The sequence below is a fragment of the Shimia sediminis genome, assembly GCF_003990645.1.
Taxonomy (GTDB): Bacteria; Pseudomonadota; Alphaproteobacteria; order Rhodobacterales; family Rhodobacteraceae; genus Shimia; species Shimia sediminis.
In genome coordinates, this window is the sequence record NZ_RYZK01000001.1 from 13,364 (window position 1) to 36,877 (window position 23,514).

Here is a 23,514-nt window from a genome sequence, read left to right on the forward strand (position 1 = left end):
TTGCCCACCATGTATATCGAGTGAGGCCCGGGCAAAAGGGCAAATGATCGTGAGCGACATACATGTCGCAACCAGTCCGCAAAGGGACGGTTTAAACCGGACCCACGCCAGCGCATCCGGTAAACACTTTCCAGACCTTTTCCGCATCAGGAATCACGGACATGAGACGCTATTCTGCTTTTGCCATCGCCCGCGAAGCCGCCCGGTACCACACCGGCTGGGAGCGCGCCTGGCGTTCGCCGCAACCAAAAAAGAAATACGATGTGATCATCGTGGGCGCCGGGGGGCATGGGCTTGCCACCGCGTTTTACCTGGGCAAGAACTTTGGGATCACCAATGTGGCGATCATCGAAAAGGGCTGGCTGGGCGGCGGCAACACCGGTCGCAACACCACGATCATCCGCTCGAACTATCTTCAGGATCCCTCGGCGGCGATCTATGAAAAGGCCCGCTCGCTTTACGAGACCATGTCTCAGGACCTGAACTACAACGTCATGTTCTCCCCCCGCGGCGTCATCATGCTGGCCCAGACCCAGTCCGAAATTCGCGGCTACGAACGCACCGCCCACGCCAACGCGCTGCAGGGCGTCAAGACCGAATTCATCGGCCCCGAGCGGGTCAAGGAACTGGTGCCGATCATCAACATCGACGGACCACGCTATCCGGTTCTGGGCGGTCTCTGGCAGGAACGCGGCGGCACCGGACGTCACGATGCCGTGGCCTGGGGCTATGCGCGGGCATGCTCGGACATGGGCATGGACATCATCCAGAAATGCGAAGTCACCGGCGTGCGTCAGGCGGACGGCAAGGTCACCGGCGTCGACACCACTAAAGGGCCAATCGACTGTGACAAGCTGGGCCTCGTGGTTGCGGGCAACTCGGGCGATCTGGCCAATATGGCGGGCTTCCGTCTGCCGATGGAAAGCGTCGCGCTGCAAGCTTTGGTCTCAGAGCCGATCAAACCCTGCATGGACGTGGTCGTCATGGCCAACACCGTGCACGGCTACATGTCGCAATCAGACAAGGGCGAGATGGTCATCGGTGGCGGCACCGACGGGTTCAACAACTACACCCAGCGTGGATCGTTCCACCACATTGAGGAAACCGTGCGCGCCCTCTGCGAAACCTTCCCCATCGTGTCGCGCCTGAAAATGCTGCGCCAATGGGGTGGCATCGTCGATGTGACCGGCGACCGCTCGCCCGTCATCGGCAAAACACCCTTGGGCAACTGCTTTATCAACGCAGGCTGGGGCACCGGCGGCTTCAAGGCCATCCCCGGCGGCGGCTGGGCCACAGCCGAACTGATCGCCAAAGGCGAACCCGGCCCCTTGAGCGCCGAGTTCGGCATGGACCGCTTTATCGAAGGCCGCTTCATCGACGAAAGCGTGGCTGCGGGAGTGGCTCACTGATGGATCGGCGCCAATACCTAATTTACGGGAAATCAGGCAATCGGTTGATTCTGGCAATTTCGGCGCTCATTTTTTTCGTTGCATTCACTGCCGAATTTATGTCCAAAGCTGCTGATGAATTGGACACATTTCAGCGAAGTGGTGCGTTAGTTCTTGCATTGTCTTTCGCTTGGTTGGCTAAGACTTCTGACGCCCTTGTAGAAGCAAGAATCAAAGTCCAAACAGACAAGGTAAGAATTGAATACCGTGAAACGCTACATGGTTTGATCGAAGGCCTATATGCTAAGAGAGTCGGCCAAGATCACATTGATAAGCTTGCTGAAATTCTGAAAATTATGCCTCTCCAACAGGATGCCGAGTCCAGAGAAGAAAGCCTAGCCAAGTTGACACCGCGAAATGCTCGATCGGTTGTCATGATTTCAGTGGCGGCGACAGGCGTTTGGGGTTTCGGCGATACAGCGACAAATCTTGCAAAGTGCTGGAGTGTAATATGCTAACCCTTCAATGCCCCTACTGCGGCGTTCACGCCGAGGAAACCGAACTGCATGCCGAAGGCGAAGCGCACCTCAAACGCTTCGGCCCCGGCTCGTCGGATGACGAGTTCGAGACCTACCTCTTCATGCGCGAGAACCCCAAGGGCGTGCATTTTGAGCGCTGGCGCCATGCCTCGGGCTGCGGCAAGTTCTTTCACGCCGCCCGCTCGACCACCACACTCGAAGTCTTTGGCACTTATAGCGCGCAGACGCTGGAGCCGCCGCAAGACATCAAAGACAAGATTTCGGCCAAATACCCCGGCTGGTCCTGGAGGGACTTCTCATGAGCACACGTCTCGCCACAGGTGGCCGTTTGCTGAACAAAGGCAAACAGCTGCATTTCACCTTTAACGGCAAGCGCTTCACTGGCTTTGAGGGCGACACGCTTGCCTCGGCGCTTCTGGCCAATGACCAGATGATGATGGGCCGCTCGTTCAAATACCACCGCCCGCGTGGCGTGGTCGCGTCTGGCGCCGAAGAACCCAACGCCCTGATGAACATGGGCGAGGGCGGCAAGTTTGAACCCAACCAGCGCGCCACCACGACCGAGCTGTTCGACGGGCTGACCTGCGCCAGCCAGAACCACTGGCCCAGCCTCGAATTCGACGTTGGCGCGGTCAACAACTACATGACCCGCTTCTTCCCGGCGGGGTTCTACTACAAAACCTTCATGTTCCCGAAATTTGCGTGGAAACATGTCTTTGAACCCATCGTGCGTCAGTCGGCGGGCCTCGGCAAAGTGCCCAAAGACCGCGATGTCGACACCTACGAACACTTCTACGCCTATGTCGACGTGGTGGTGATCGGCGGCGGTGTTGCCGGTCTTGAGGCCGCGCATAAGGCCGGTAAATCCGGCGCCAAGGTGCTGTTGATGGAGCAGACCCCCCATTGGGGCGGTCGCGCGGCTGTCGATGGCGGCGAGGTCAACGGCGCACCCGTGGCAGACTATATCGCCACGCTGCTGGCGGAACTGGACGCCATGGACAACGTCACCATACGCACCCGCATGATGGGGGCAGGGGTCTATGACCACGGCTACGTGCTGGGCTACGAGCGTGTGAACGACCATACGCCGCTGAGCACCGGCCCACGTCACCGCCTGTGGCGTATCCGCACCAAGCAGATCGTGACCGCCACCGGTGCGATCGAACGCCCCTTGTCCTTTGCGGGCAACGACATTCCCGGCGTCATGCTGGCCTCGGCCGTGCGCGACTATGCGGTGGATTATGGCGTGTCCTCGGGCGACCGCACCGTGGTTGTGACCAACAACGACGACGCCTATCGCACGGCGATTGCGCTCAAGAACGCCGGTCTCGAAGTGCCGGTGATCCTTGATGCCCGCGCCTCTGGCGGCGGCGCTCTGGCCGACGAGGCCCGTGCGCTGGGTATCCGCGTTGAGAACGGCAAAGCCATCGCCAAGGTCAAAGGCGGCAAGCGCGTCACCGGCGTTGCGATCTGTGCCCAGGCCGGCGAAGGCGCTGTGCTGGAAGAGATCAAATGCGACGCCGTTGCCATGTCCGGCGGTTGGTCGCCTGTTGTGCACCTCTGGTCGCACTGTGGTGGCAAACTGACCTGGGACGAGACCCAGTCGCATTTCCGCCCCGATCCCGAGCGCGCACCAACCAATCAGGACGGTGTTGGCTTTGTGGTGACCGCAGGCGTTGCCAGCGGCCCGCTGACGCTGGATGGCGTTCTGGCAGACGCGGCCAATGCCGGGGCGAAAGCCGCTGAGGCCGCAGGTTTCAAGGCAGCTGACACAGCGGCCCCCACCGTCACAGCAACAGCCGAAGCAGCGATGGAACCGGTCTGGATGATGCCACAGGGGGCGGGTCCTGCTCTCCGCATCAAGTCATGGCTGGACTATCAGAACGACGTCAAGGTGTCCGACGTGCGGCTGGCCGCCCAAGAAGGCTATGAGAGCGTTGAGCATACCAAGCGTTACACCACGCTCGGCATGGCGACGGATCAGGGAAAGCTCAGCAACATCAACGGACTGGCAACACTTGCCGGTCAACTGAACGCGCCCATTCCCGCCGTTGGCACCACCACCTTTCGCCCGCCTTATACGCCGATTTCTTTCGGCGCGATTGCAGGCGAAGCGCGTGACGCCGTGTTCCAGCCCCTGCGCCGGACCACCATTCACCAGTACCACGAGGACCAAAAGGCCTTTTTTGAGCCCGTCGGCCAATGGCGCCGCCCTTATTGCTTCCCGCAAGCTGGTGAAAGCCATGCGGACGCCGTGAAACGCGAGATCAATCAGACCCGCGCCAGCGTTGGCCTGCTCGATGCCTCGACCCTCGGCAAGATCATCGTCAAGGGCCCCGACGCGGGTAAGTTCCTGGACATGCTCTACACCAACATGATGTCCACCCTGAAACCCGGCAAATGCCGCTATGGGCTGATGTGTTCCGAGAATGGCTTCCTCAGCGATGACGGCGTGGTTGCCCGCATCGACGAAGACACCTTCCTCTGCCACACCACGACCGGCGGCGCAGATCGTATCCACGGCTGGATGGAAGACTGGCTGCAATGCGAATGGTGGGACTGGAAGGTCTACACCGCCAACGTCACCGAGCAATATGCCCAGGTCGCCGTTGTCGGCCCCAACGCCCGCAAGGTGATCGAAAAGCTTGGCGGTGACATGGATGTCTCCAAAGAGGGCCTCGCCTTTATGGAATGGAAAGACGGTAAGATCGGCGAGTTTGACGCCCGTGCCTACCGGATCTCCTTCTCTGGCGAGCTGTCTTACGAAATCGCCGTACCTGCCAGCCAGGGCCGTGCCTTTTGGGATGCGTTGATGGAGGCAGGTGCCGAATTCAACATCATGCCCTACGGCACCGAAGCGCTGCACGTGATGCGCGCCGAAAAGGGCTTCATCATGATCGGGGACGAGACTGACGGGACCATCATCCCGCAGGATCTGGGCCTCAACTGGGCGATCTCCAAGAAGAAAGAGGATTTCCTGGGCAAACGCGCCCAGCAGCGCGCCCACATGACCGATCCCAACCGTTGGAAACTGGTCGGCCTGAAAACCGTTGACGGCTCGGTGATCCCGGATGGCTCATACGCCATTGCCGAGGGCACCAATGCCAACGGTCAGCGCAACACCCAAGGCCGGGTCACCTCGACCTACTACTCGCCAACGCTCGATTGCGGCATTGCCATGGGGCTGGTGCACAATGGCCCCGACCGCATGGGTGAAGTGATCGAATTCAACAAGGTCGACGGCACAACCGTCAAAGCCGAGATCTGTGATCCGGTTTTCTATGACAAGGATGGGGAGAAGCAGAATGTCTAATGCAGTCAGCGCCCTGAACGCGGCAAGCTTTGAAGGGTTTGCCAAGGTTTCGGAAACCGGCCTGCGCGGCATGGTCACCCTGCGCGGTGACCTGTCCGGCAAGGGTGTCAAGCAGGCGGTCAAGGCGGCCACCGGCGCAGATGTCCCGGACGCGCGCCGTGTCACCCGTGGGACCTCGGGCGATGTGGCCTGGATGTCGCCGGATGAACTGCTGATCATCTGCGATTATCAGGCGGCCAATGACGTGGTTGCGGCCCTAACCGGTAAGCTGTCCGGTGAACATGCTCTGGCCGTCAACGTGTCTGACGCCCGTGCCGTGTTCCGCATCGAAGGGAACGCAGCCCGCGAAGTGCTGGCCAAGGTTGCACCTGTCGATCTCTCTGCGGATGCCTTTCAGGCCGGTGATTTCCGCCGCTCCCGCATCGCGCAGGTCGCCGCGGCCTTTTGGCTGAACGATGATGGCAGTTTTGAGCTGGTCTGCTTCCGATCCGTGGCGCAATACGTCTTTGACGTCTTGAAAGTCTCGGCAGAAAACGGCGGCGAAGTCGGCTTCCTCTGATCGGGATCGGATCGCGACATATTTGCAAATTGTCGCGATCAACACACTTATCGGTTGTGACGCTATTAAGTGTCATCTAGAAAGCTCCCAAGATGGACCTTGGGGGCTTTTTCGTGTTTGTTCGTTCCTTTTTAATGGCTTGTACTCTTTTTGCGGCAACTGCAGCACTGTCCGACCAGACCTTTGATTGCAAAATCACCGACACAGGGCGCGGCGGCTGGGTGACGGAACGCTATATATTTAAGGTTGATCTGGCCAAGGGCAAAGCGACGGCATTGGATGGGTTGATCCATTATGTCTATGAGAACCCGATAGCGGCCAAGATTTCAGACACCAACGACCGCACAACACGGCTCAAATGGCACGTCAAAGGCGTGCCTTCCGTGAATCGGGCAACCGGATCAAGTTCGGGCAACATCAACCTGACCTACACGGCAGTTCTCAACACCAAAACCCAAGAGGTCAACGTGCGAGGGACTGTCACTTCGGGGGGCGGTGCGGGCAGCAGCGGCACCAGCGGTCGCGGCACGTGCAACGTCAGTGATCGTTAGGATTACTTGGATACCAGCAGCCCGGGCAAGTCAGAACCCGCTCCGGAAAGGTCGAAAAAAAACGATGAAAACCAGCGCAACCTTTGCCCCCTCAAGGCGCCATGACCGTCGCGAAAAACCGCAGCCCCTTGTCCTTTCCAACGGTCAAAAGCACGAAAGAGGATATCAATAAATGAAGTTTCCCGGTTTTGTTCTTGCAGCCCTTATCGTCGTGTACCCCGCCGCCCCCCGGGCAGAAACTCTCCTTTGTCAGGTTCGCAAACACGGCCCATACTTTGTGATCGCTGACAAGATCGTTCTGGATGTCGATGCAAAATCCAAGCGGGTCATGGTGGCCGATGGGGTCCTCGCCCACTATGGGCAAATGCCGACCACCGGTAGACTCAAGCGCAACACCGGCTCGCAGATGATCACAACCTGGACGTTGCAGCGGGTCAGCGCCACCGAACATCACGATGGGTTGTCTGAAAACGTCCATTACAAGGCCATCCTGAACCGAAAAACCATGAATGTGTCGGTCTCGGCCTGGATTGACCCGGTTCTCACCATAACGGGCTCGGGTAAATGCATGGAAACCACGCTCAAAGACATCCGGGCCAAGGGGGCAGCCAATATCAACCTGATCCCCAAGTGGAAATGGACGCCAGAGACCAAAGAGGAAGAGCAAGCCCGGAAAGAGAAATGCCAGTCTCACAGTGCACCGCCGGCGACGTGGAACTGTTATGGGGAGTGATGCGGCGCGAGATTCTTTTGCTGCTATACAACAGTTGAATTGCGCTTCGGGCAGGCTCGACTAGATTGGAACAGACGCAGAATTGCCCGCGTCGCGCCAACAATGGAAAATACCCATGACACGCCTCGCCACCATCTTCGCCTTGACTTTGCTTCCGGTCACCTCGGCATTTGCCGAGAACTGGCTCTGCACCTTTCCAAATCAGTCGGTTGACGGCTGGCTGCGCGGGCAGGTTTTCATCAACGTCACCGGCCAGAACGCCACGGTGTTCGATTCGCTGATCAATCAGGAACATGGTGGCCCCATTGCCGCCACGGTTGCCACCAACAATGACAAACGCCTCACCCTGCGCTGGGATCTCAAACGGGTCGAGTTGCGCCATGGCTATGCGCCGCGCATCCGCTATACGCTGAGCTACATCAAGGACACCAAACGCGCCAACTTCACCGCGCTTGCCGCCGAACTGCAGGATTATCGCAACTCGGACCGGGCGGGCGGAAACTTTAACGCCGGTGGGACTTGCACCAGAAAGTAACGATTTTTCGGTGATTCTGAGGGAATTCGTCGGGTTTGCACTTGACCTTACCCGTCGGCTTGCCACATCTCTGAAACAGACAACCGCACGAACATGATAAAAAGGAGCCCGATCATGGCTTTCGAACTTCCCGATCTTCCCTATGCCCACGACGCCCTTGCCGCCAAAGGCATGAGCGCCGAGACACTGGAATTCCACCACGACCTGCACCACAACGCCTATGTCACCAACGGCAACGCGGCGATTGCGGGCACCGAGTGGGACGGCAAGTCGCTGGAAGACATCATCACCGGCACCTATGACGCCAATGCCGTGGCTCAAAACGGCATCTTCAACAACATCTCGCAGCTGTGGAACCACAACCAGTTCTGGGAGATGATGGGCCCGGGCGACAATGCCATGCCGGGCGAACTGGAAAAGGCTCTGGTTGAAAACTTTGGCTCGGTTGACGAGTTCAAATCGCAGTTTTCCGCGGCTGGTGCGGGTCAATTCGGCTCGGGCTGGTGCTGGCTGGTGAAAAACGCCGACGGTTCGCTGGCTGTGACCAAGACCGAAAACGGCGTGAACCCCCTGTGCTTCGGCCAGACCGCTCTGCTGGGTTGCGATGTGTGGGAACACTCCTACTACATCGATTTCCGCAACAAGCGCCCTGTGTATCTCACCAACTTCCTCGACAACCTGGTGAACTGGGAAAACGTCGCCTCGCGCATGTAAGTGCATTTTGCGCCGCAAATTTCTCTGGGATGCCGGGCCTGAAGGGTCCGGCATTCTTGTTTCTTAGGAACGTCATGGACGATCGCAAATCCATTCTGGCCGAGTTCATCCAAAAGACCTGGAATGACGGGGACGTCTCAGCTGTTCCCGATTTCCTGGCTCGCCGCTATACCATCCACTCGGATCCCGGTGACCCCTGGGAGGGACAAACCCTGGACATTCCCGGGTTTCAGGACCGTCTGGTCAAATCCCGCGCAGCGGCTCCTGATCAACGGTTTGAGTGTGTCGACATGATTGCCGAAGGTGATCGCATTGCCATGACGTGGCGCTGGAGCGGCACACATCTGGGGGATTTGCCGGGGCTACCAGCCAGTGGCGCGCCGATCCGCATGACAGGCATCACCGTCTACTATTTCCAGGGCAACCGGCTTTGCGGGCATTGGCAAAATGCCGATCGTCTCAGCGTCTACCAGCAGATCCTCGCGGCCGGGCAGGGCGCATGACCCGGCGCGGCTTCTTGCGCGGCCTTCTGGCGGTTGTTGTCACGGCACTGCTCTCCGGCATCTACACTTTTTTCATCGAACCGGCCCTGCGTCTGCGCGTCAAACGCTGGCGCATTCGCCGCAGCGACTGGACCGCGCCGCCCCTGAAAATTGCCGTGCTCGCAGACCTGCATGTTGGCGAGCCGCACGTTGGTCTTGATCGCATCCGTCGTATCGTGGAACGCACCAATGCGCTGGGGGCGGACGTGATCCTGTTGCTCGGGGACTTTGCCGCGGGTCACCGGTTTATCAGCACCCCGGTCAGGATCGCCGATCTCGCGCCGGTGCTTGGCGAGTTGGCGGCACCAAACGGGGTTTTCGGCGTTCTGGGCAATCACGACTGGTGGGACGATCTCTCTGCGCAAAGACGCGGCGGCGGACCAAACCTCTATGCCAAGGCGCTGGAAGCGCACGGCATCCCGATTTTGTCCAACAGCGCCCTGAAACTGCATCAGGCTGGCATCTGGCTCGCCGGTCTCGAGGATCAACTGGCCCTGAGCAAAGGGGCAGGGCGCTTTACCGGGCTGGACGATCTGCCCGCCACATTGGCCCAGATCACCGACGATGCGCCGGTTGTCCTGATGGCCCACGAACCCGACATCTTTCCGCAGGTGCCTGCCCGCGTGGCGCTGACCCTCTCGGGCCACACCCACGGCGGACAGGTGCGGTTGTTTGGATGGTCCCCCATCGTGCCCTCGCGCTTTGGCAACCGCTTTGCCTATGGCCATGTGCACGAAGAGGGGCGCGACCTTGTTGTCTCGGGCGGCATCGGCTGCTCGATCATGCCCGTACGGCTCGGCGTGGTGCCCGAGATCACCGTGATCGAGATTTCGGCCTGACACAGGCCGTTTGACAGCGCGAAACAGGCCCGACACAGTTGACCCTCAAGTTCATGGAACGGGTGATCTGGTGCAGTTTCGCGTGGTTGGTTTTGCTTTCTTGGGTCTGGCCGCTGGTCTGATACTCTGGCTGGCGTGGCAGTTTGCCCTTGTTGTCCCAAAGCAAGAGATCGCAACACGGCTTCAGGTGTCCCATTACGATGTTGATGGTCGCACGCTGCAAGAGATCCGCGACCAGCTGCGCGCCCGCGGGCCCGCTGGGTTTGCGGCGCGGACAGACTGGCAAATCACCACGGGACTTACATGCAGGGTCACCCTCGAGACGCAGATACGCCTGCCGCGCCACACCGATGTCGCGTCCCTTGCGCGTGCACTCAAAGGCCGGTGGCTGTCATTCGAGCGTAGCCTGCGGCTGCACGAACACACGCACCAGTTCCACGGGCTTTCCGCCGCGCGCGACATTGCGAAACACCGATGTTTTGGAACTGGGCGCATCATCGCGGACTGGGCGCAACAAGACCGGCTCCTGGATGAAAGTACCGGGCACGGCTGGTCAGAGGGCGTGCGCTTTTAGGCTGCCCGGCGCTGCATGTCCCGCAACGACACGGGTTTTACGCGACGTTCCCGCACGCCAACGCGCGCCAAAATGACAATGCCGACATCTTTTGATTGCCTGCCTGGGAAGGGTTGGCCAATGTCCTGACGAGGAGGAGACCACCATGACCGAAGCGCTAGTCACCGAAACCCTCGACGCGGGCGTACTGACGCTGACCCTTGGTGCGGGCAAGGCCCATGCGCTCTCCAGCGCCATGCTGGGGGCGCTGAACGATGCCCTGCGGCGCGCGGGCGAGGACGATGCGACCAAGGTCATCGTGATCCACGGCCCCGGCCATATCTTTTGCGCCGGACACGACCTCAAGGAAATCGCGCAGCATCGCGGGGATGCCGATGATGGCGAGGCTTACCTGCGCCAGCTCTTTGACGATTGCGCGGAGATGATGCAGCGCCTGACCACCGGTCCCAAACCCACCATCGCCATGGTCGACGGCATCGCCACCGCCGCCGGGGCCCAGATCGTCGCCGCCTGCGACCTCGCCTTTGCCTCGGAACGGGCCACCTTCAGCCTGCCGGGGGTCAACAACGGCGGCTTCTGCTCCACGCCGCTGGTTGCCGTGGGCCGCGCGCTTTCGCGCAAACACGCCATGGAGATGGCCCTTTCGGGCGGGACCTATGATGCCTCTTGGGCGCTGGGTGCCGGCCTTATCAATCGCATCGTGCCCTCCAACAGCCTGGCGGATGAGGTACACGCCTTTGCCGCCACCCTGGCCACCCGCCATGCCCCTGCCATCAGCAGCGGCAAGGCGACGTTCTATGAGCAGATCGAACAGCCCCTTGCCACGGCCTACCAAAGCGCCGGTGAGACCATGCTCGGCCACTTCATGGACCCGTTCCGCATCGACGAAGAACGTGCCACCTGGGCCAAGAAGTAACGCATCGGATCAAACAGTATGAGAGAGTCCACCAAAGGTATTCTGGCGATGGTCATCGCCTGCACCATCTGGGGTGTCGCGCCGCTGTATTGGGTGCATCTTTCGCATGTGCCCGCGCTCGAGATCATTGCCCACCGCACGCTGTGGTCTGCCGTGACCTTTCTTGTTGTGCTGGCGCTCCAGGGGCGATTGCGGGACCTCATCGCCGCCCTGTCCCGCCTGCGCAACATCGCCATCCTGCTGCTGGCCGCGCTCATGGTGTCGCTCAACTGGCTAACCTTTGTCTGGGCCGTCGGGCAGGGGCAGGCGACCGAGGCCTCCCTTGGGTACTTCCTCTTCCCGCTGGTCGCCGTGCTGGCGGGCCGCGTGATCTACAAGGAACGCCTCGGGGCGCTGCAATGGGGCGCTGTGGCGCTCGCGGCCGGGGCCGTGGTGCTGCTTACCTATGGATTGGGTGTTGCGCCCTGGATCGCGCTGATCCTTGCCGGAAGCTTTGGTCTCTATGGCGTTATCAAAAAGGCGCTCGATCTGGGCCCGGTGATTTCCGTCATCGCCGAAGTTGTGCTGATCGCGCCCGCAGCACTTGTGCTGATCCTGAACGCCTCGCATCCCGCCACGCAACTTGTGGGCAGCGCCTTGGAAACCGGCCTGCTGATGTTTTCCGGTGTGCTGACAGCCGTACCGCTGATCCTGTTTTCCTATGCCGCCCGCCGCGCACCGCTGTCGACCGTGGGTCTCGTGCAATACCTGAACCCCACGCTACAGTTCTTTTGCGCCGTGGTGATCCTGTCCGAACCCTTCAGCCTCTGGCACGGGCTCAGCTTCCCGCTGATCTGGATCGCACTGGCGCTTTATACCTTTGCCAGCTGGCGTCAGGACAGGGCGTCGACAAGGGCGGCCTCCAGCGCCGCCTCATCGTCCACAACCTGAACAAAAGCCTTTACCGAAGCATCTGCAAAGCCCTCGGCGATCACGTGATCCAAAAGCCCGATCAACGGGTCCCAATAGCCGTCGATATTGGCCAGAAGGATGGGTTTCTCGTGCAGCTGCAACTGCCGCCATGTCAGCACTTCAAAGAACTCGTCCAGAGACCCGGCACCCCCCGGCAGCACCACGATGGCATGCGAGTTCATGAACATCACCTTCTTGCGCTCGTGCATGTTCTCGGTCACCACGTAGCTCGTCAGGTCCGTCTTGCCGACCTCCCAGCGCACCAGATGTTCGGGAATGACACCAAAGGTATCGCCCCCCGCATCCTGCGTGGCATTGGCCACAGCCCCCATCAACCCGACATCGCCCGCGCCGTAAACCAGCTGCCAGCCCCGCTCGGCGATCATGGTCCCCAACCACTTGGCAACGGCCTCATATTTCGGATTTTGACCCGAACGTGAGCCGCAAAAGACACAGATTGAATGTTGTGGCATGGAATTTCCCAATATTGTCAGAGCAGTTTTGACCAGTGTTAGACAGGTTGATATGGTCGCTCAACCGTTAAGACGGGCGGAATTTGGGGAAATGCTGCCATGAGTAAATTTGCGTCTTTCCTAAGTGGAAACGCGGTGGTTGTTGGCGGCGGTGCCGCAGCGGTCGTTGCCGTTGTGGCTGTTGTCGCCACCGGCGTCTTCCGCACGCCCGAGCCCAGCCCACAACCCGAGCCCACTCCGGTCGCGCAACCCGTACCAGAGCCCGAGGCGACCCCGGCTCCGGTCGACTCCACCCCCGAAACAACGGCTGAGGTCGCGCCTGAAACAACGACCGAGGTCGCGCCCGAAACCGGCGAAGAGACCCAAGCACCGGCTCCCACACCCGCAGGCCCCGCCTTTGACATTGTGCGCGTGGAACCCAATGGCAGCACGCTGATTGCCGGAAGCGGCGCGCAGGGCGCTGAAATCATTGTGCTTCTTGATAACGACGTGGTGGCCAACACCAGCACGGATCAGGCTGGCAAGTTTGCTGTTTTCCTCGACATTCCCTCCGCAGATCAGGCCCGTGTGCTCAGCCTCGTGCAGCGTCTGGATGGTCAGGAGTATGCCTCGGACGCCACGGTCATCCTCGCGCCCACCCCGGTTGTTGTGGCTGAATCGGCTGTTGAACCCACGGAATCGCCTGACGCGACTGACACTCCCGAAACAACTGTTGCCGAGGCACCGGCTTCGTCTGCCGAGACGTCCGAAGACACCACTCCGGCCGAAACCACCGCAACCGAGGCCCCTGCCGAAGAAACCGCGCCCACCGTCCTCATGGCGGATGAACAGGGCGTCACCGTTCTGCAGGGCCCCTGGGAACAATCACCCGAGGTCATGTCCTCTGTCGCGCTGGACGCCATCACCTATTCCCCCGAAGGCGACGTGGAACTGTCGGGCCGCTCGGGTCAGGAGGGCTTCGTTCGGGTCTATCTCGACAACGCGCCCATCACCACGTCGCGCATCACCGAGGATGGCAACTGGCGCACCGAATTGCCGGATGTGGACACGGGCGTCTATACCCTGCGCGTCGACGAGGTGAACCAGGACGGCGATGTGGTCAGCCGCGTTGAAACCCCGTTCAAGAAAGAAGAACAAGAGGTTCTCGAAGCCTCGCGTGCCACCGACAGCGCGGCCACGGTCGTGACCGTGCAACCGGGGTCAACCCTCTGGGCGATTGCCACAGACCGCTACGGCGAGGGCGTTCTCTACGTGCGCGTTTTTGAGGCCAACCGCGACCGTATCCGTGATCCCGACCTGATCTATCCCGGCCAGATCTTCAACCTGCCACAAGACTGATCCCGTCTTCTCCGTCAGGCGTTGTCGCCCGTGACCCAGGACGCCATGTCTGCCCCGATCTGGATCAATCCTGCACCGCCGCACTGCTAATTGGCCGACCCCTCTGGTCATTCCCGTTGTCCGTGCTTAATTCATAAGCCGACGAACGGGACAGCATCATGGCAAAATGGCACACGGCCTCGGAAGAGGAATTGGCACGCAACGAACAGCGCTCGGGCTGGCGCACGGTGCGCAGGGTCGCGCCCTACCTGTGGCCTGCGGACAAGCCTTGGGTGAAAATCCGCGTGGTGTTGGCGATGCTGGCGCTTCTGGCGTCCAAGCTGGTCGCCGTCGGCACGCCGCTCCTCTACAAGGCCGCCGTGGATTCGCTGGCTGGCGAAGGAGTGCCCCCTCTGGCCCTTGGCGCCATTGGCCTGACCGTGGCCTACGGCATGGCCCGCCTGATGGCCAACGGCTTTCAGCAGCTGCGCGATGCGGTCTTTGCCAAGGTCGCCCAACGGGCGCTGCGGACACTGGCGCTGGAGACGTTTGAACACATCCACCGCCTGTCCATGCGTTACCACATCACCCGCAAGACCGGGGGCCTTAGCCGCATCATCGAACGCGGCGTCAAGGGGGTCGAGTTTCTGCTGCGCTTCATGCTGTTCTCGATCGGCCCCCTGATGCTGGAACTTCTGATGATCGCTGCCGTGCTGTTCTGGCTGTTTGACATCTGGTACCTCTCCGTGGTCGCGCTCACCATCGCCGTCTATATCTGGTTCACCTTCAAGGTCACCGAATGGCGTGTGAAACTGCGCCGCGTGATGAACGATCAGGACACCGACGCCAACCAAAAGGCCATCGACAGCCTGTTGAATTTTGAGACGGTCAAGTACTTCGGCGCCGAACAACGCGAGGCCGCGCGTTATGACGGCGCCATGAAGGGCTACGAGGCCGCGGCCCTCAAGACATCCTATTCGCTGGCGTTTCTCAACTTTGGTCAGTCCTTCCTGATCACCTCGGGCCTTGTCGGGGTCATGGTTCTGGCCGCCATCGGTGTGCAGAACGGCACGCTCACCGTGGGCGATTTCGTCATGGTCAACGCCTATATGATCCAGATCACCATGCCTTTGAATTTCCTTGGCACGGTCTATCGCGAAATCCGCCAAAGCCTTGTGGACATGGGGGAAATGTTTGATCTGCTCGAACAACCACCCGAGGTGTCCGACAAACCCAAAGCACCGGCTCTGACGGTGACGGGTGGTGAGATTTCGCTCGAAGATGTGCACTTTGGCTACGAACCCGAACGCCCGATCCTGCAGGGCGTCAGCCTGACGGTGCCCGCGGGCCACAACATCGCCATCGTTGGCGCGTCCGGCTCGGGCAAATCCACCATCGGGCGGCTGCTGTTCCGGTTTTACGACGTGCAGAAAGGGGCGCTGAAAATCGACGGCCAGGACCTGCGCGACGTGACGCAAACCAGCCTGCATGACGCCATCGGCGTGGTGCCGCAGGACACGGTGCTGTTCAACGACACCATCCGCTACAACATCGCCTATGGCCGCGACGGTGCCACGATGACCGAGATCGAGGATGCCGCCCGCGCCGCCCAGATCCACGACTTCATCATTTCCCTTCCCGACGGCTATGAAACCGCGGTGGGCGAACGTGGGCTGAAATTGTCGGGCGGTGAGAAACAGCGCGTCGGTATCGCCCGCACGCTCCTGAAGAACCCGCCGATCCTGCTTCTGGACGAGGCCACCTCGGCGCTCGACACCGAAACCGAACAGGGCATCAAGGATGCGCTGTCGCGGGCGGGTGAGGGGCGCACGGTGATCACCATCGCCCACCGCCTCTCGACCATTGCCGAGGCCGACCGCATCATCGTTCTGGAAAAGGGCCAGATTGTCGAGGAGGGCACCCATGCGGCCCTGCTGGAAAAAGAAGGCCGCTATGCGCAGCTTTGGAGCAAACAACAGTCCGAGGATGATCTGGCCGCCTGACCGCGTAGGCCGAACAATTTGACCTGAGACGCGATACCGTCGACACTGGCCGTCTTTGCATCGGGGATAGCTGGTCATGACTGAGATGGTTACCTGTACGCGTCTTTACGCGGACGAGGCTGGCGAAAGCCATTTTGAGGATGTTAAGATTCCGATGTCCTCGGTGCAATATGCGCCCCCGGCGCCCGCACTGGACATCTCCGCACCTCAGGAAGCCGACGCCTATTTCTGGTTTCGATTCCCGCAAGGATGGGAAGACGCGGCGCACCCATCTCCCCGGCGACAATTGTTCGTCTTGCTCGAAGGTCAGGTCGAAGGCTGGACCAGCCTCGGTGAAACACGAGTGTTTTCAGTAGGAGACCGGCTGTTAATGGAAGACACCTCCGGCAAGGGGCACGGCGCACGCCCCATTGGCGGCGAGGCACTGGCCGTTGTGATTGCCCTCGCGGATTAACCGGTAGGTCGGACAATCTTGTCCGACCTACGACTGCGGCGTGCGGCCTGCCTCAATCTCAATCTAAAACCTCAGTTTGCCACTTGGCCGGACACGCAGCCATCTTTCGGATCAAAGGCGGTTCGGACATTGTCCATTTGCTTGCGTGTCACCAATCGCTCCGCGTCATGAAACGTCGCGCAGATCAGATACTTCCGGTTCCCAAGCCTTTTGTAGGTATGAGGCTGACCAGTCTCATTGTCGATCAATGCGTCTTCCTGAATGAACACTTTTTCGCAACGGTTGTTTAGCGTCGCGACGTCCAAGGTGACTGGCAAGTCGGCGCTGACGCCCATTAGCTTGTCTTTGCATCGCAGCGAACTCACGACCTGTAAAAGGTCCTTGGCGCGCAGGTCATCGAAACGATCTTCACGTGCTGTCCGGGGACTCCCCACTATGGAAATTCCCACAGCGATGGCGGCACCAACCCCAATCACGATGGCAATTGAAACAACTCTAGTGCTCATCGGAATCCGCCTCGGCATCGCGCAAGTATACTGCAATTACGCCACTTGATACGCAGGCCACCACGAGCGCTTTGAGAAGGAAACGGAACGTCGCCTCGCCTTCTAAAAAACTGTAAATCACATAAACTGCGTCACCAAAGAGAAACAACGCCGCCACAAAAAGGGCGAGATACGTCAACCACTTCCGCATGAGAGAGCGGCGTTGTCCTGGGTCCTGAGCAATCCTTTGGCGTGTAGATCGGGACATCCAAAGAAAAACCGGCGTGGCGACCAGCAGAACGGCAATAGACCACCGGGCGCTGTTTGTGGCCTGGCGTTCGCGCCAGTTGTGATCGTCAGACATTGGGATAGAAAGATCAAGAATGCTGTGCATCAAGGTGACAAAGTAAACTGAAACAAAGGTCAGTGTCGTGAAATAGACAATGTAGAAAAAAGCGTCGCGCGCCGTCAATTGCGGGCGCGGCTTGGGAACGGGAGGGCTGAATTCGATTGTAGAAAAGGCCTTCAACGCGCTTGAGGTCTCTTGGGGAGACCATCCGGCAGCGCCAAGCGCATTGGTGATCTCGTCACGTGTGTGGCCTGCAGATAACGCGTCGCGCACAAATTGGTTCAGGGTTTCGTTGTTGTTCATGGCCCGTTTCTTCCTGTATTCGTGTGCTGGCACCGTTGTAGTGTACGATTGCAAACAGGCAAGTGGAATTCAACCCACCGGTGTGTCCGATCTGAATTTATTCGCCTAGAGGACCAGTCATGACATCCAAGAAAACCCTCCTCAAGACCCTTCTTAAGGGCATCGAAACCGGCGATCCGGCCTCGGCGGCCGTGGTCAACGAAGACAAGTACATCCAGCACAACCCCCAGACCCACGAAGGCAGCGAAGGGCTGGCTGTGCTGTTTGCCCGACTGGCCAAGACCAACCCCAAGGTCACCTTCGTGCGGGTCTTTGAAGACGGGGACTTTGCCTTTGCCCATAACGAATATGACTTTTCATCCCTGCGCGTGGCCTTTGAAGTCTTTCGTTTCGAGAACGGGCAGGCGGTTGAGCATTGGGATAACATTCAACCCATGAAAGGCCCCAACCCCTCGGGGCGTACCATGCTGGGTGGTATGACAGACATCACCGACACGGACAGGACAGAAGACAACCGGCAGACCGTGCGCGATTATGTCGACACCGTGCTGATACCCCGTGATTTCAGCCGCTTGCAGGATTTCGTTGATGCGGATCTGATACAGCACAGCCCCGAGATTGCAGACGGCATTGTCCCTTTGCGTGCGGCTCTGGAAGAGCCGTCAGGCGATGGGCCGCGCATCGGCTACACCCATCTCCACCGGGTGCTGGCAGAGGGCAACTTCGTGCTCGCCATGTGCGAAGGTGAAAAGGATAGGGCCCACACCAGTTTCTACGATCTCTACCGTCTTCAGGATGGCAAAATCGTGGAACATTGGGACACGGTGGAAACCATTGCGCCCCGCAGTGAGTGGAAAAACGCCAACGGCAAGTTCTGAGACGGTCGGGGTAGGTCGGACAATCTTGTCCGACCTACGCGCCGATCTGCAGGGTGCGCGCTACTCTGCGGCGCGCAATCCGCTATCGTCAGGGTCCGCCGCTGCAGGCGTGTCCTCGACCTCAACCACAATCGGGTCTTCGGGGGCTTCTGGCTCATCCCACAGCAACACAGGTGAGGTGACCTTCTTTGCGGCCCGGCGCAAGGCCCAGTCGCGCGCGGCACGGCTGCTGCGTCCCATCGACAGCGCCGCCATCGCGCGCGCCATCCACAACACATAGGTCGAGAACCAGACCCGCAGCGCCAGGAGCGACGGGGTAAAGACCAGCGTCAGCACTGTCGCAATTCCCAGGCCAAAGACCACCGCCGTCGCCAGCTGTTTCCACCACAGCGAGGTCGGCGAGTCGATAGAGTAGCCGCCATTCACAAAGTCCAGGCTCAGTCCGAACATCATCGGCGCCAGACCCGCCATCGTGGTGATCGTGGTCAGCAGAACCGGGCGAATCCGGCTTTGCGCCGTGCGCACGATGGCCTCGATCCGCGGCATGTATTTTGAATACTCCTGATAGGTGTCGATCAGAACAATGTTGTTGTTCACCACAATCCCTGCCAGCGCCACGATGCCGGTGCCGGTCATGATGATCGAAAACGCCTGATCCATCACCAGCATGCCAATCAGCACACCCGCTGTCGACAACACCACCGCCAGCAGAACCAGGATCGAGTTGTAGAACGAGTTGAACTGCGCCAGCAGAATGATGAACATCAGGAAAAGCGCCCCGGTAAAGGCCGAGGCGAGAAAGGCCTGACTCTCCGCCTCTTCCTCGGCATCCCCGGTCCAGACCCATTCCACGCCAGCAGGCAGCGGATCGGTCTCGAGCCATTCCGTCAGCGCCGCAATGCGTTCGTTGGCGTTCAGAACCGAAGCCGTGAAACCACGCTCGGTATAGTCCGCCCGTATCAGGTCATCTGCCGCCCAGACGTCGCTGTCGATCACGTCGCGCTCGCCGGTCTCGGCATTGGTCAGCACCGTCAGGCCACTGTCCACACCCGCCTTGATGTCAAACACCCGTTTCCGGTCGATCCGGTTGATCTCGGCCAGTTTCTTGACCGGCTCGCGGGTGATGAAATTCGACAGGGGCACCAGACCGTCGCGGGTGCGCACCTTGAGCGTGTCCAGAGTTGACAGCACCCGGTCCGCATCGGGCAGGCGCACGCGAATCTCGATCTCTTCGTCCGAGGTGACAACCCGCATGGTGTCGAGCAGGATACCGCGTGTCACCAACTGCACCATGCCGCCAACCGTGGCAACATCGGCGCCATACCGGCCTGCCTTGGCCACGTCCACATTGATCTGCCAGTCGATGCCGGGCAGGGGGCGCGTGTCCTCGATCAGGGTCAGACCGGGGGTGATGTCAAATTGCTCGCGCGCAATGGTGGTGGCCTCGATCAGCGTTTCCCAGTCCTCACCGTTCAACTGCAGATGCACCGGCTTGGCCGAGGCCGGACCACGGTCGGCGGACAGGATCTCGATCTGCGCGCCGGGAATGCGCTCCAGGTCCACCTCAAGCTCTTTCAGCACGGTGTCGCCGTCAAAGGCTTCGTCCTTCACCGTGCGGGTCAGCTCGTAGTTGATGAGCGGCACGGTAAACAGCGTTTCCCTGCGGTTGGGTCGATCCTCCCACGGGATGGTTTCCAACTGGATCTGACCAATGGTGTCCTTCGGAGCCTGCGCCCCGCCCGTGTTCTGGTCCAACCCGCCTTCACCGGCAAAGGCAAAGGCCGTCTGCACGCCGGGATGCGCCAGCACGATCTCTTCGGCCTGCATCAGCAGCTGGTCTTTTTGCTCCAGCGACAGGTTGCCCCGCGCCTTGACATAGACAATCGCCTGCTCCGGTTCGGAATCCACAAAGAACTCCACACCGTTGTTGTTGGCGCCGAAATAGGTGAACACGGACACCACAAAGGCCAGCACCGCGGCGATGGTCACGATCGGCATGATCGGGTTGCCGGCGATAAACTTGATGAACCAGCCAAAGGCCGACAGCGGGCGTCCTGCCTTGATCCGCTTCTTGCGGCGTTCAAAAGTGGCGGCACCCATGGTGACCGAGGCCGCAAAGGCCCCGAGGATGAACAGCACAAAGCCGATGATAAAGCCGACATTGCCTTCGCCGGGGGCTTCGCCGCCAAACAGATAACCGGGGTTCAGGCTCTGCATCGCGCCGATGAACATGATCCACAGCGCCACCGGCACCAGGGCCACACGCACAGCCCAATGGGCATGGGCCTTCAGCCAATCCGACATGGTGTTGAACATCCGGCTCAACCGGCCGGTCACACCGCCCATCACCGGCAGGTAGATCAGCGCCACCACCAACGAGGCCGACAGAACAAAGATCAGCGTGACGGGCAGCATGCCCATGAACTGCCCCGGCACACCCGGCCAGAACAGCATCGGCAGGAATGCACAAAGCGTTGTCGCCGTTGACGACACAATCGGCCAGAACATGCGCTTGGCCGCCTCGACATAGGCGTGCATCGGGCCGGTGCCCTCTTTGATGCGCTTGTCGGCGTATTCCACGACCACGATGGCCCCATCCACCAGCATCCCCACGGCCAGGATCAACCCGAACATTACGATGTTCGAAATCGTCACCTCCATCGCCGCCAGCAATGCAAAGCACAGCAGGAACGAGGTCGGAATGGCAAAACCCACCAACAGCGCGGCACGCGATCCCAGCGCAGCCAGAACCACGATCATCACCAGCGCGATGGCGGTCAGAACCGAGCCCTCAAGCTGGCTCACCATCGAGCCGACAATGCGCGACTGGTCGTTCGAGGTGCCCACCTCAACTGCGGCGCGCAGCTCTGGCGGCCAGTCGGCGCTGGCCTTTTCGACCTCTTGCTTGACCAGTTCCGCAGTGCCGATCAGGTTAAAGCCTTTGCGCTTGACGACCTGCAGGGCCACGGTGTTTTCGCCGTTGAACCGCGCGGTTCCTACACGGTCTTCAAAGGTCAGGTTGATTTCTGCCAGATCACCCAGCGTGACAATACGGTCACCATTGGTCTTGACCGGCAGGTTGTAGATGTCGCGTGGCTCGTCAAAAGACGAGGGGATCTTGACCGAGAACGTGCCCTGGGCACTTTCGATTTCACCGGCCGCGATCAGCTGGTTGTTGTTGACCACAACGTTGATCAACTCACCTGCGGTCACGTTGTAACTCTCCAGACGCAGCGGATCGATGATCACCTCGACCATCTCGTCGCGCCCACCGGCCAGACCGGCCTCGAGAACCGCATCCAGCCCTTCCAGCCGGTCCTGCAGACGGTTGGCCACCTGTGACATGGTCCGTTCCGGAACGTCTCCGGTCAGGTTGACGATGATGATCGGGAATTCGGAAAAGTTGATCTCGTGGATCGAGTATTTTTCTGCACCCTCAGGGAACTGCCCCTCGGCAGTGTTCATCGCATCGCGCACCTCGGCGAGCGTTTCGGCCTTGTTCCAGCCGAAGTCGAACTCCAGGAAAATCCCCGCATAGTTTTCAGCCGCTGTGGCCGACATCTTGTCCAGCCCGTCGAGATCCGACAATTCGGTCTCCATCGGCTTGATCAGCAGCGCCTCGCTGTCCGAGGCGGAAATGCCGGGGAATTGCACCGACACGAACAGGCCCGGAATCTGGATGTCCGGCTCGCCCTCTTTCGGCAGGGTGGAATAGGCATAGCCGCCCACGATGAGCGACAATGCGATAAAGGCCATGATCATGCGGGCGCGCGAGGCGGCCCAGTCGACGACTCCCGTCATTGGTCAAGCTCCTGGAACACCGGGTCGACCTTGACGCCCTCGATCACATATTCTTGGCCGATGATGATGACATTCGCCTCTTTGGGCAGGCCGGTGACCCAGATGCCCTTGGTCGAATCGCGCAGGATCTTGATCGGAATGAACTTCACGATGTTGCCTTCGCCAGCCACCCGGACACCAAGGGTTCCATGGTCATTCAGCGTCAGTGACGATTGCGGAATCAGATGTGCATCCGCGCCGTAGCTGGCAATCACGATTTCAGCGGTCTGTCCGTCGCGAATGCTGAGATCCCCGTTCGGCACGTCGATTTCCACCCGAAAGGTGCGGGTGGTTTCATCTGCGGACCGCGACAGGAAGGTCACAAGGCCGGTGACCTCTTGCCCGGTGGTCAGCCGCGCCCCGGCCAATGCGCCCGGCTGGATACGCGCGACGGCGGTCTCCGGCACAAAACCGACAAACTTGATCGGATCCAGACGGATCACGGTGCCGCACAGGGCGCCGGGCTGCAACAGGGTGCCCAGCTCGGCGGTGTCGGATTCCAACAGGCCCGAGAAGGGCGCGCTGATGGTCAGTCGCTCGATCTCGCGTTCGGCGGCAGCCACGGCGGCTTCGGCCGACTGGATGCCGGCCTGGGTTGTTTCCAGCCCCGACTTGGCCGATTGCACACCGGCTTCGGCGGCGCGTACCGAGGCTTCGGCGGACGCCACGCGGGTTTCCGAGGCAAAGCCGCCCTCGATCAGTTTCGACGCGGCGTTAAAGGTGATCTGCGCCTCTATCAGGCGGGCTTCGGCCTCACTCAGGCGGGCCTGGGTTTCGGGCACACGGGCGTGGGCTTCGGTCAGCCGCGCCCGGGCCTCTGCCAGGCTGGCTTCGCGGGTGCCGGGATCAAGCTGACACAGGGTGTCGCCTTCTTCTACATGGGCACCGCGCCGCAGGGGGGCTGACACGACCTGCGCCGAGGTTTCGGCACGCACCTCAACCTGGCGATCTGCTTCGGTCTGACCGCGCAGGATCACGGCGCTGTCCACCTCGGCGGCCTTGGACCGTATGGCCACAACCCGCACCAGCTGCGTCTCATCGGTCTCGCCCGAGACCTCTTCGACCTGCGCGGCTTCGGTGTTCTCGCCCGCGTCGTCCGACGGACCCGCCCCGGCAAAAGCCAGCAGCGCCTCTCGTTCCACGACGATGAAAAAAAGAAAGGCAACCACCAAGACGGCGGTGATCATGGGCACGATACGCATCGGATAGGTCCCTGTTCTAGTCCTGTTTTGACGCGACATAATGGCATTAACCGCAA

Annotated in this window: 23 protein-coding genes; 18 read left to right on the top strand and 5 right to left on the bottom strand. The window is 60.3% G+C overall.

The window, feature by feature from the left end:
• Positions 1-161: 161 nt before the first annotated feature.
• From EK369_RS00060 to rarD, 14 genes are all read left to right on the top strand, one after another.
• On the top strand, positions 162-1,409 hold the full coding sequence (locus tag EK369_RS00060) for a sarcosine oxidase subunit beta family protein (protein ID WP_127111651.1): 1,248 nt from the start codon (positions 162-164) through the stop codon (positions 1,407-1,409).
• Positions 1,409-1,906, top strand: a complete 498-nt coding sequence (locus EK369_RS00065; protein ID WP_127111652.1) for a hypothetical protein — start codon at positions 1,409-1,411, stop codon at positions 1,904-1,906. Before EK369_RS00060 ends, EK369_RS00065 begins: the two co-directional genes overlap by 1 nt.
• Positions 1,900-2,229: a sarcosine oxidase subunit delta gene (locus tag EK369_RS00070; protein ID WP_127111653.1), complete on the top strand. Its 330-nt coding sequence runs from the start codon at positions 1,900-1,902 to the stop codon at positions 2,227-2,229. Before EK369_RS00065 ends, EK369_RS00070 begins: the two co-directional genes overlap by 7 nt.
• A complete protein-coding gene (locus tag EK369_RS00075) occupies positions 2,226-5,240 on the top strand; it encodes a sarcosine oxidase subunit alpha family protein (protein WP_127111654.1) in 3,015 nt (1,004 codons plus the stop codon). The genes EK369_RS00070 and EK369_RS00075 overlap by 4 nt, the downstream gene beginning before the upstream one ends.
• Complete coding sequence (locus EK369_RS00080) at positions 5,233-5,799, top strand: sarcosine oxidase subunit gamma (RefSeq protein WP_127111655.1); 567 nt, start codon at positions 5,233-5,235, stop codon at positions 5,797-5,799. The genes EK369_RS00075 and EK369_RS00080 overlap by 8 nt, the downstream gene beginning before the upstream one ends.
• Before the next feature lie 134 nt (positions 5,800-5,933).
• A complete protein-coding gene (locus tag EK369_RS00085) occupies positions 5,934-6,350 on the top strand; it encodes a hypothetical protein (RefSeq protein ID WP_127111656.1) in 417 nt (138 codons plus the stop codon).
• Between the two features lie 172 nt (positions 6,351-6,522).
• Complete coding sequence (locus EK369_RS00090; RefSeq protein WP_127111657.1) at positions 6,523-7,083, top strand: hypothetical protein; 561 nt, start codon at positions 6,523-6,525, stop codon at positions 7,081-7,083.
• A gap of 115 nt (positions 7,084-7,198) precedes the next feature.
• Positions 7,199-7,618: a hypothetical protein gene (locus EK369_RS00095; protein ID WP_127111658.1), complete on the top strand. Its 420-nt coding sequence runs from the start codon at positions 7,199-7,201 to the stop codon at positions 7,616-7,618.
• A 114-nt stretch (positions 7,619-7,732) separates the two neighbouring features.
• Positions 7,733-8,332 (top strand): superoxide dismutase, encoded by a 600-nt coding sequence (locus tag EK369_RS00100; RefSeq protein ID WP_127111659.1) that lies wholly within the window; start codon positions 7,733-7,735, stop codon positions 8,330-8,332.
• 74 nt (positions 8,333-8,406) lie between these two features.
• Positions 8,407-8,835: an ester cyclase gene (locus EK369_RS00105; protein WP_127111660.1), complete on the top strand. Its 429-nt coding sequence runs from the start codon at positions 8,407-8,409 to the stop codon at positions 8,833-8,835.
• Positions 8,832-9,713 (top strand): metallophosphoesterase, encoded by an 882-nt coding sequence (locus tag EK369_RS00110; RefSeq protein ID WP_127111661.1) that lies wholly within the window; start codon positions 8,832-8,834, stop codon positions 9,711-9,713. The genes EK369_RS00105 and EK369_RS00110 overlap by 4 nt, the downstream gene beginning before the upstream one ends.
• Positions 9,714-9,783: 70 nt before the next feature.
• Positions 9,784-10,287, top strand: a complete 504-nt coding sequence (locus EK369_RS00115) for a DUF922 domain-containing protein (protein WP_164726759.1) — start codon at positions 9,784-9,786, stop codon at positions 10,285-10,287.
• Positions 10,288-10,432: 145 nt separating this feature from the next.
• Entirely contained in the window at positions 10,433-11,203 is a 771-nt protein-coding gene (locus EK369_RS00120) for an enoyl-CoA hydratase-related protein (RefSeq protein ID WP_127111663.1), read from the top strand.
• Positions 11,204-11,221: 18 nt separating this feature from the next.
• Positions 11,222-12,133 (top strand): EamA family transporter RarD, encoded by a 912-nt coding sequence (rarD, locus tag EK369_RS00125; RefSeq protein WP_127111664.1) that lies wholly within the window; start codon positions 11,222-11,224, stop codon positions 12,131-12,133.
• Here rarD and EK369_RS00130 read toward each other — a convergent pair.
• The gene (locus tag EK369_RS00130) at positions 12,076-12,627 is read right to left on the bottom strand and encodes an LOG family protein (RefSeq protein WP_127111665.1); all 552 of its coding nucleotides are present in this window, start codon (positions 12,625-12,627) and stop codon (positions 12,076-12,078) included. The two genes, rarD and EK369_RS00130, sit on opposite strands and share 58 nt — an antisense overlap.
• A gap of 99 nt (positions 12,628-12,726) precedes the next feature.
• On the opposite strand from EK369_RS00130, the gene EK369_RS00135 reads away from it, so the two are divergent.
• The 3 genes from EK369_RS00135 to EK369_RS00145 all read left to right on the top strand — a co-directional run bounded on the left by EK369_RS00135 (position 12,727) and on the right by EK369_RS00145 (position 16,401).
• Positions 12,727-13,965 carry a LysM peptidoglycan-binding domain-containing protein gene (locus EK369_RS00135; RefSeq protein ID WP_127111666.1) on the top strand — a complete coding sequence of 413 codons (1,239 nt, stop codon included), beginning with the start codon at positions 12,727-12,729 and terminating at the stop codon, positions 13,963-13,965.
• A gap of 158 nt (positions 13,966-14,123) precedes the next feature.
• The gene (locus EK369_RS00140) at positions 14,124-15,947 is read left to right on the top strand and encodes an ABCB family ABC transporter ATP-binding protein/permease (protein WP_127111667.1); all 1,824 of its coding nucleotides are present in this window, start codon (positions 14,124-14,126) and stop codon (positions 15,945-15,947) included.
• Positions 15,948-16,023: 76 nt separating this feature from the next.
• Entirely contained in the window at positions 16,024-16,401 is a 378-nt protein-coding gene (locus tag EK369_RS00145; RefSeq protein WP_127111668.1) for a cupin domain-containing protein, read from the top strand.
• A 71-nt stretch (positions 16,402-16,472) separates the two neighbouring features.
• Here the strand turns inward: EK369_RS00145 and EK369_RS00150 are convergent, their stop codons facing one another.
• Positions 16,473-16,907: a hypothetical protein gene (locus tag EK369_RS00150; RefSeq protein ID WP_127111669.1), complete on the bottom strand. Its 435-nt coding sequence runs from the start codon at positions 16,905-16,907 to the stop codon at positions 16,473-16,475.
• Positions 16,897-17,538 carry a DUF5671 domain-containing protein gene (locus EK369_RS00155; protein ID WP_127111670.1) on the bottom strand — a complete coding sequence of 214 codons (642 nt, stop codon included), beginning with the start codon at positions 17,536-17,538 and terminating at the stop codon, positions 16,897-16,899. Before EK369_RS00155 ends, EK369_RS00150 begins: the two co-directional genes overlap by 11 nt.
• A 119-nt stretch (positions 17,539-17,657) precedes the next feature.
• Here EK369_RS00155 and EK369_RS00160 point away from each other — a divergent pair, with 119 nt between their 5' ends.
• Positions 17,658-18,416, top strand: coding sequence for a nuclear transport factor 2 family protein (locus tag EK369_RS00160; RefSeq protein ID WP_127111671.1), 759 nt, complete (start codon positions 17,658-17,660; stop codon positions 18,414-18,416).
• 60 nt (positions 18,417-18,476) lie between these two features.
• Here the strand turns inward: EK369_RS00160 and EK369_RS00165 are convergent, their stop codons facing one another.
• Entirely contained in the window at positions 18,477-22,217 is a 3,741-nt protein-coding gene (locus EK369_RS00165) for an efflux RND transporter permease subunit (RefSeq protein ID WP_127111672.1), read from the bottom strand.
• Positions 22,214-23,458: an efflux RND transporter periplasmic adaptor subunit gene (locus tag EK369_RS00170; protein WP_127111673.1), complete on the bottom strand. Its 1,245-nt coding sequence runs from the start codon at positions 23,456-23,458 to the stop codon at positions 22,214-22,216. Before EK369_RS00170 ends, EK369_RS00165 begins: the two co-directional genes overlap by 4 nt.
• Positions 23,459-23,514: the final 56 nt, after the last annotated feature.